This is a genomic window from Rhodobacter calidifons, assembly GCF_011174775.1.
GTDB lineage: Bacteria > Pseudomonadota > Alphaproteobacteria > Rhodobacterales > Rhodobacteraceae > Tabrizicola > Tabrizicola calidifons.
This window is the reverse complement of record NZ_JAANHS010000034.1, coordinates 1-7,944: the sequence shown is the minus strand read 5'-3', so window position 1 is coordinate 7,944 and position 7,944 is coordinate 1. Positions and strand designations below refer to the sequence as shown.

Here is a 7,944-nt window from a genome sequence, read left to right as displayed (position 1 = left end):
GGATCCCCCGGCGGCAGGTCATAGGCGGCGCGGTCCTGACGCACCGCCTCGACGCCCCGCGCCTCGGCATCGGCGACAGAGACCAGGCGGAATGCCACCTCCCGGCCGTCATGGGAGAGCCGGATCACGTCGGCGGGGTCGAGAGCCAGACGGGACGGCGGCAGGCGGAAGGTCGCGCTCTCACGGCCGATCCAGGCTTCCATCAGCGCGCGGCGGCAGCGCCGTTCGTTCGGCGGGTGCTCGAACCCGTGGCGCACCCGCCTCACCCTCGGGCGGGATCGCCGTGGGGAAGGACTCGGACGCAATGCGGGTGGTGTCGACGGTGATGCGCCGTGCCTCGACCAGCGCGGCGTCGTAATCCTTAGCGCAGCGGCGACAGCGTGACCTCGGGCTCACCCGGCTCGCCGTCCCGCAGGATCAAGAGACCAGCGGCAGGCACGCGTTCGGGCAGCACATCACCGCGCAAAGCGGTTGCGGGCAGCGCCGAGAGCCGCGCGTGCAGCGCGGCGAGGATGGTTTCGCGGGGGGTGGGCATCGCACTACTCGGGCCGTTCTTGCCAAATTAATGCCTCGGGGCTATATAGCTTCCAAGACATGAGGACCGGATGCCGTGGGCCGTTTCGTTCGCAGAAGACTTCGAACCGGAGTTCGACGCACTTCCACCTGAGGTGCAGGACGCGATCCTGGCCCGCGTGCTCCTTCTGGAACGCGAGGGGCCGACACTCGGACGACCGCATGCCGACACCCTGACCGGGTCGAAGCATGCGAGCATGAAGGAACTGCGCTGCAACGCCGCCGACGGCGTGTGGCGCATCGCCTTCGCATTCGATTCCGACCGGCAGGCGATCCTGCTCGTCGGCGGGGACAAGTCGGGCGTTAGCGAGAAGCGCTTCTACAGGCAGCTGATCGCGTGGGCCGATGAGCGGTTCGACCGCCATCTGGCCAAACGGAAAGGATGAGGACCATGGCACGGACCCTGAAGGACAAGCTGGCCACGCTCGATGCGGCCCGTCGCGCGGGCATCGAGGCCGAGGCCGAGCGCCTCCACACCGAATACCTGACCCTGCAGGAACTGCGGAAAGCCAAGGACCTGACGCAGGTCCAGCTGGCCGAAGCCCTGGGCATCCAGCAGGCGACCGTCGCGAAGTACGAGCGCCAGAGCGATCTGCTCCTGTCGACCCTGTCGAGTTACGTGCGCGCGATGGGCGGCTCCCTCAAGCTGATGGTCGAGTTTCCCGGCAAGGCGCCAGTGGCCATCGAGGGGCTCGGGGAGACCGAAGAGCCGCGCCGCCGCCGTCGTGCTGCGCGCAACGATGGGCGCGCTTCCGCGCGCGCGTGATCATCCGGTTCGCCTCTCAACCCAGTTCGCCACGATCAGCCCCGGAAGGGCGTCATGTGCCCGCTCGGCGTCCCGCGCCAAGCCCAGCCGTTTCGGCAGCTTGACCTGCGGGACCAGTAGGAAAAGCGGCACCGTCGTCACGCCCCGGCCGGTTTTCGAGCGCGATGCCACTGCTCGGCCCTTCGTGTTCAGCCGCCCTTCGGCCACCAGCAAGCTCGGCCCGGCTCGCAGATAGATGAACCGCAGCCGCAGGCCCGTGCGGCGTTCCTATTCGCCGGGTGTGATCCTTCCACCCCGCCGTGACGTGCCTGCTGCGGGCGTGGGGATTGCCAGCCAGAACCCGTTTCTAGAGCGGATTAGAGGGCCGGTGTCGTGGGCGCTGACGATGACTGGCGCCTTCGACCAGACCAGCGCGGCCGCGTTGAGGCTGGGCTTGGCCTTGGGGAACTGCTCCGACCGGATGGTGCGGGCGAGCCGGGCCCCGAGCCCCGCGCCGGTGATCTGCAGCCGCCAAGCGGCCTTCAGCCCTGTTCCAGCCTCCCGGATCGCGGCCGAGACCGCGCGCTCAACGACCTGACCCACGACCGCGACCGGGTGCTGCGGATGAACACGGCATCGGCCTTCTTCGACGGTCTGGCGGAGCTCGAGATGGAGAACCGCATCCGCCCGCTTCTGCGCCGCCATGCCGATTTCGATTTCCAGATCGACTATGCCGCAGGCACCATCCTGTTCTGGCGCGAATGCAGGTGCATCGCCAGCTCGCTGAGCTACAGAACCGGGCTCAGTCTGCTGCAAGGCGACACAACGGCTTTCTCGAGGAACTTGGCCTGCCGCCCCTGCCTCTCGGCGCGACAGTTCGGGCGGATTGAACAGGCTGCGTGCTGGATGGGCTGATATTGATGGAGAGGGTGCGAGGTTCCATCGCCGGCGAGGCGCGTGCAAGCTGCCGTGACCAGTGAAGGTTCGATCAGGGTCGCATCTCCGACCGTGCCACCGATATCGAAGTGTTCAGTTCGCGCCACTGTTTTCTGAAATAAATCAATTCCTTGACGGAAATTCACCAAACTGGCGCAGTCAACAGGTCCGGAGAATATCAGCCCTGAGAGACCGCTTCCGCACCACCTGGCGCCGGGGCCAGTGCTCAGCCCAACCCGCATAACCCTCGAAAACAACGGAAAAATCCGGCCGCAGCCGGATCGGGAGAACGCTTTCGCGGGGGCAAGTGGCGGAGAGGATGGGTCTGGCGTCGGACCTTCTCCACCACCTCCAGGCAGTTGACCGACCTGCGCCTGAGGGGTAGCCTCTCCATGATGGTGTCCGGGCCAACCCAATGCCCGGCTGAAAAGGGAATGCGGTGAGGTGTAGCCATCAGGCGCCGAGGCCGCGACTGCCCCCGCAACTGTAAGCGGCGAGCCATCCTGCGTTGACCACTGGTGCAGCTGGCACTGGGAAGGGGCAGGAATGGTCACGACCCGCGAGTCAGGAGACCTGCCATCGTGTTCAACCTCAACCCGGGCGGGGTGTCCCGGAAGGAGCGACAGGATGACGAACCGGCCTTTCCCCGGTGACATGCCACGTCTGCCCGTGCCCCGCCCCCCGGTGGCGGGCACGCGATGGCGGCTGTTTCCCATGTTCTGACCCGGGCCGAACCCTGCCCGGCGACCGGCGGGCCCTGTGAGATCGCGCAGGCGCTGATCGAGACGCTTCAGGCCGCAATGTCCGGCGCGGGCGCGGCGCTCGGCCCGGATTTCGGCGTCTCGGGCGTGATCGAGACACGCGTCTGCGGCCGCCTCTGCCGGCTGCACTGGCAGGGGTCTGACCGCGCCATCGCCGTGGAGGGCGCCTTGCCCGGCGCCGGGCCGCGCTTGCGCGCCGAACGGCTGCGCGGGTGACTGGCATGACCGCGCATCTGGAGCTGCAGGGCTGTTCCTGGGTCGCGCCCGGCGGGCGGGCGGTGCTGGCCGAGGTCAGCCTTGCGCTGCCGCGCGGCCGGATCGTCGGCATCGTCGGGCCGAACGGGGCGGGCAAGTCCACCCTTCTGCGCCTGATCTACCGGTATCTGCGCCCGTCCCAAGGGCAGGTGCTGCTGGAGGGCGCCGACCTCTGGGCAATGGACGCCCGCAGCGTGGCGCGCCAGGTGGCGGCGGTGCTGCAGGAGCAACCGACCGATTTCGCCCTGACCGTGCGCGAGATCGTGGCGCTCGGCCGCGCGCCGCACCGGCGGGGCCTGTCGCGCGGGGGCGCGCGGGACGCCGCGGTGATCGGTGGCGCGCTCGACCGGCTGCGGCTGTCCGACATGGCCGACCGGCGCATCGGCACGCTGTCGGGGGGCGAGCGGCAGCGGGTGATGATCGCCCGGGCGCTGGCGCAGGAACCCGCGCTTCTGGTGCTGGACGAGCCGACCAACCACCTCGACATCCGCCACCAGCTCGAGGCGCTGGCGCTGATCTGCGACCTTGGCCTGACCATCGTCGTGAGCCTGCACGACCTCAACCTCGCCGCCGCCACCTGCGACGCGGTGCTGCTGCTCGACCGCGGCCGCGTGGTGGCGCAGGGCCCGCCCGGCACGGCGCTGACACCCGCGACACTCGCCCCGGCCTTTGCCGTTGCCGTCCGTCAGGACCGGCTGGCGCTGGCCGACAGGCCCCATCTGACCTTCCACCTCGATCCCTGACCCGATCCCTGAAAGGACGACCCATGCGACTGCCCCTTGCCGCCCTCATTCTGGCCGCCGCCGCCCCGGCGCTGGCCGATCCCGTGACGGTGAAAAGCTGCAACCGCGAGGTCACCTTCGACGCGCCGCCACTGGCGGCGATCTCGAACGACGTGAACCTGACCGAGATGATGCTGGCCCTGGGCCTGACCGACCGGATGGTGGGCTATACCGGCGTCTCGGGCTGGAAGACGCTGGACGAGACCCTGCGCGCAGGCGTGGCCGAACTGCCCGAGCTTTCGGCGAAATACCCCTCGAAGGAGGTGCTGATCGGGGCCGGGGCGGATTTTTACTTCGCCGGCTGGAACTACGGCATGAAGGCGGGCGGCGAGGTGACGCCCGAGACGCTCGCCCCCTTTGGCATCGCGGTCTACGAACTCACCGAAAGCTGCATCCACATCATGCCCAAGGCCAGGACCAGCATGGAGGACATGTATGCCGACATCCTGAACCTCGGGCGCATCTTCGGGGTCGAGGAGAAGGCCGAGGCGCTGGTGGCGGGCTGGCAGCGTGAGCTTGCGGATTACCTTGCAGGGCTGACGCCGCTGGCTGCCCCGCCGCGCGTCTTCGTCTATGACCCGGGAGAGGACGCCCCCTTCACTGCCGGGCGCTATGCCATGCCGACCGCGCTGATCGAGGCGGCGGGTGGCGTGAACATCACGGACGACCTCGAGAAAAGCTGGGCCGAGATCGGCTGGGAGCCGGTGATCGAGCGCAACCCCGAGGTGGTGGTGATCGTGAACTATGGCGACGTGACCGCCGACCAGAAGATTGCCTTCATGAAGGGAAATCCCGCCTTCGCCGGCATCGACGCGGTCAAGAACGACCGCTTCGTGGTGCTCGAATATGTCGAGGCGACGCCGGGCCCGCGCAACATCGCCGCCGTGCGCAAGCTCGCCGCAGGCTTCCGGGCCGAGTGAGCGCATGACGACCGCCGCCACGCCTCTGCGCCCGGCCGCGCTGCCGCTCCTGCTCATCGCGGGGGCGGCGGTGCTGGCGCTGTCCTTCTCTCTCGCCGTCAGCGTGGGGGCGGTGTTCATCCCAGGCGCGACGGTGCGCGGGGTGCTGGCCAATGCGCTGGTGCCCGGGGCCGTGGCGGCGGACTGGCCGCGCGGGCATGCCGCCATCGTCTGGGACCTGCGCCTGCCGCGGGTCATCCTTCGCCACGCTGGTCGGCGCGGGGCTGGCGGTGACCGGGGCGGCCTTGCAGGCCGTGACGCGCAATCCGCTGGCCGACCCGCATCTTCTGGGCATCTCCTCGGGCGCGGCTTTCGGGGCGATCCTGGCGCTTCTGCATACAGGGATGTTCCTCGGGCTCTCGACCGTGCCGCTCTTGGCCTTCCTCGGCGCGCTGGCGGCGACGGGGCTGGTGCTGGGCGTGGCGCGGGCGGCGCGCGCCACCTCGGCCGACCGCATGGTGCTGGCCGGGGTGGCGGTGTCCTTCATCGTCATGGCGCTGGCCAACCTCCTGATCTTTTTCGGCGATCCGCGCGCCACGCATACGGTGGTGTTCTGGATGCCGGGGGGGTTGGGCTGGCGCAATGGGTGCATCTGGTGTGGCCGCTCGTCGTGCTTGTGCCGCTTGGGATCTGGCTCTGGCTGCGGGCCGGCGACCTGAACGCGATGACGGTGGGGGACGAGACGGCGGCCACGCTGGGCCTGAACGTGGCGCGGTTCCGCCTGACCGTGTTCGTCGCGGGGGCGCTCATCACCGGGGTGATGGTGGCCTTTTCCGGCATCATCGGCTTCGTGGGCCTGATAGTGCCGCATGTGGCGCGGATGCTGGTGGGGGGCGATCATGCCCGCGTGATCCCGGCCTCGGCCATGCTGGGGGCGGTGCTGCTTCTGTGGGCAGACATCGCCGCCCGCAGCGTGATGGCGCCCGAGGACATGCCCATCGGCATCGTCACCGGTCTTGTCGGCGGCCTGTTCTTCGTCTGGCTGCTGCGGCGGAGGCACCTGTGACCCGCTTCCCGCCCGAACGCATCGTCTGCCTGACCGAGGAGACGGTCGAGACGCTGTATCTGCTGGGCGCCGAGGCGCGCATCGTGGGGGTCACCGGCTATGCCGTCCGGCCCCCGCGGGTGCGGCGCGAAAAGCCCCGGGTCGGTGCCTTCACCAGCGCCGACATCCCGAAGATCCTCGCGCTCGACCCCGATCTGGTGCTGTGCTTTTCCGACCTTCAGGCCGGGATTGCGGCCGATCTGATGCGCGCAGGCGTGGCCGTGATGGGCTTCAACCAGCGCGACGTGGCGGGGATCCTCGGCATGATCCGGCATCTGGGCGCGCTGGTCGGGCGCGGTGTGCAGGCCGCGCGGCTGGCCGAGCATTATCAGGCGGGGCTGGAGCGGATGGCCGAGAAGGCCCCCGCCCGCCGCCCCGTGGTCTATTTCGAGGAATGGGACGCGCCGATGATCTCGGGCATCCGCTGGGTGTCGGAACTGATCGCGGTGGCAGGCGGGCGCGATGCCTTCGAGGCGCTGTCGCATGCGCCCCTCGCGAAGGACCGCATCGTCACCTCCGATCAGGTGATCGCCGCGCAGCCCGTTCTCATCATCGCCTCCTGGTGCGGCAGACGGGTGCGGCCCGAGGCCATCGCCGCCCGCCCGGGCTGGGGGGCGGTTCCGGCCGTGCGCGCGGGCCGGATCGTCGAGATCCGCGCGCCCCTGATCCTGCAACCCGGCCCCGCCGCGCTGACCGACGGACTGAAGGCGTTGCGCGCCGCCATTGCCAGCGTGGAGGTTCCCGCATGACCGAAGTCCGCACCCTCGCCCCCAATGTCAGCCCCTGCACCGGCGTGTGCCGGATGGACGCGGCCAGCGGCCTCTGCCTCGGCTGCGCCCGCAGCGCCGAGGAGATCGCGCTCTGGCGCGAGGCCGCGCCCGCCTTTCGCGCCGCCGTCTGGGCCGACCTGCCCGCGCGCTTCGTCCGGCTGGGGCTGACCTGCCGGCGGCTGCCATGGACGACGGGCGACATCCGCCGTTTCGTGCAGGCCAGCCTGTCGGGCGCGGCGGGCACATGGGTGGTGGGCGTGGTCGGCGCGGTCGCCGAGTTCGCCGCCCCGCCCGGCGCCGCGATCGCGGTGCGCGAGGACGGCGCCGACCTGGTGGCCACCACCCCCGGCGGGGCGCTGCGCCTGCGGCTGGACGACCATGTGCGCGCGCTGCGCTTCGATCCGCCCGACACCCCGCCCGGGCGGCAGCGCCTCGTTCTGGCCGTGCTGCGCGAGGCCGGGCGGCTGCCCGCCTTTGCGGTCGTCGCCGACCTCGGCCCCGACGCCGCGGCCATAGCGCCGCAGGACCGGGACCACCGGCTTTACGACCTGGGCCTTGGGCGCAAGGAGGCGCGGTTCTGCGTCCGCGTGGCCCCCGGACCCGCCGCGCGGGCGCTGGCTGCGGCCGTAGGCCAGCCGCTGGCTGCGGCCTTGCCACAGCTTGGCCCCGCGCTTCTGGCCGAAAGCCCGGCCCGCGTGGTGGAAAGCGCGCTCGGCCGGATCGAGGTGACAACCCCGATCCCGCCCCCCGGCGGCACCTCGCCCGCCGGGCCGCATACCCATCTTCTGCCCGACCATCTGGCCTCCGGCCGGGCGATGCCCGCGGGCATGGACCTGCCCCGCGCCTACCTGCCCGGCGCGATCTTCCATCCCGCGGGCTGACGGGCGGCTCAGTCCCCGGCCAGGAGCAGGGTGCCGCGAAAGCTGTCCCAGGCCGCGCGGGATGCGGGCTCGGCCCCGGCCTCGGCCCGCACAAGCGCCGCCTCGAGCTCGGCCGCCTGGCGCGGCGACAGGCCCAGCACGCGGAAGCTCGCCGCCAGCCGCAGGCTTTCGCCCGACAGCGCGACCACGCGCCACCCCTCCGCCCCCCGGCGCAGGAAGGCGCGGCCGGCCTCGCCG

At 70.6% G+C, this 7,944-nt stretch carries 9 protein-coding genes, 4 pseudogenes and 1 riboswitch; of the genes and pseudogenes, 9 read left to right on the top strand and 4 right to left on the bottom strand.

Features of this window, described 5'->3' with window-relative positions; translation table 11 throughout:
* Nucleotides 1-372: pseudogene (locus G8O29_RS17905) on the bottom strand (phage tail protein); the annotation flags it as partial.
* Nucleotides 365-535, bottom strand: a pseudogene (locus G8O29_RS17900) (acyl-CoA transferase); the annotation flags it as partial. The pseudogenes G8O29_RS17900 and G8O29_RS17905, both read right to left, overlap by 8 nt.
* A gap of 70 nt (nt 536-605) precedes the next feature.
* On the opposite strand from G8O29_RS17900, the gene G8O29_RS17895 reads away from it, so the two are divergent.
* Both G8O29_RS17895 and G8O29_RS17890 read left to right on the top strand, forming a co-directional pair.
* Nucleotides 606-959, top strand: a complete 354-nt coding sequence (locus tag G8O29_RS17895; protein ID WP_166404565.1) for a type II toxin-antitoxin system RelE/ParE family toxin — start codon at nt 606-608, stop codon at nt 957-959.
* Nucleotides 960-964: 5 nt separating this feature from the next.
* On the top strand, nt 965-1,339 hold the full coding sequence (locus tag G8O29_RS17890) for a helix-turn-helix domain-containing protein (RefSeq protein ID WP_242679190.1): 375 nt from the start codon (nt 965-967) through the stop codon (nt 1,337-1,339).
* Here the strand turns inward: G8O29_RS17890 and G8O29_RS17885 are convergent.
* Nucleotides 1,340-1,906, bottom strand: a pseudogene (locus tag G8O29_RS17885) (DUF6441 family protein); the annotation flags it as partial.
* Nucleotides 1,907-1,942: 36 nt separating this feature from the next.
* Between G8O29_RS17885 and G8O29_RS18335 the strand changes: the two are divergent.
* The 7 genes and pseudogenes from G8O29_RS18335 (at nt 1,943) to G8O29_RS17850 (ending at nt 7,707) form a co-directional block, all read left to right on the top strand.
* Nucleotides 1,943-2,233 (top strand): hypothetical protein, encoded by a 291-nt coding sequence (locus G8O29_RS18335; protein ID WP_207623989.1) that lies wholly within the window; start codon nt 1,943-1,945, stop codon nt 2,231-2,233.
* A 400-nt stretch (nt 2,234-2,633) separates the two neighbouring features.
* Nucleotides 2,634-2,849, top strand: a riboswitch (cobalamin riboswitch).
* A 103-nt stretch (nt 2,850-2,952) separates the two neighbouring features.
* Entirely contained in the window at nt 2,953-3,231 is a 279-nt protein-coding gene (locus tag G8O29_RS17875) for a hypothetical protein (protein WP_166404563.1), read from the top strand.
* A 5-nt stretch (nt 3,232-3,236) separates the two neighbouring features.
* Nucleotides 3,237-4,013, top strand: coding sequence for an ABC transporter ATP-binding protein (locus G8O29_RS17870; RefSeq protein WP_166404562.1), 777 nt, complete (start codon nt 3,237-3,239; stop codon nt 4,011-4,013).
* A 23-nt stretch (nt 4,014-4,036) separates the two neighbouring features.
* A complete protein-coding gene (locus G8O29_RS17865; protein WP_166404561.1) occupies nt 4,037-4,972 on the top strand; it encodes an ABC transporter substrate-binding protein in 936 nt (311 codons plus the stop codon).
* A 4-nt stretch (nt 4,973-4,976) separates the two neighbouring features.
* Nucleotides 4,977-6,017, top strand: a pseudogene (locus G8O29_RS17860) (FecCD family ABC transporter permease).
* Nucleotides 6,014-6,805, top strand: a complete 792-nt coding sequence (locus G8O29_RS17855) for an ABC transporter substrate-binding protein (protein ID WP_166404560.1) — start codon at nt 6,014-6,016, stop codon at nt 6,803-6,805. The pseudogene G8O29_RS17860 and the gene G8O29_RS17855 overlap by 4 nt, the downstream one beginning before the upstream one ends.
* Complete coding sequence (locus tag G8O29_RS17850) at nt 6,802-7,707, top strand: DUF1289 domain-containing protein (RefSeq protein ID WP_166404559.1); 906 nt, start codon at nt 6,802-6,804, stop codon at nt 7,705-7,707. Before G8O29_RS17855 ends, G8O29_RS17850 begins: the two co-directional genes overlap by 4 nt.
* A gap of 8 nt (nt 7,708-7,715) precedes the next feature.
* Here G8O29_RS17850 and G8O29_RS17845 read toward each other — a convergent pair.
* Nucleotides 7,716-7,944, bottom strand: a 229-nt coding sequence (locus G8O29_RS17845) for a hypothetical protein (protein ID WP_207623988.1), incomplete at its 5' end; no start/stop codon positions are given.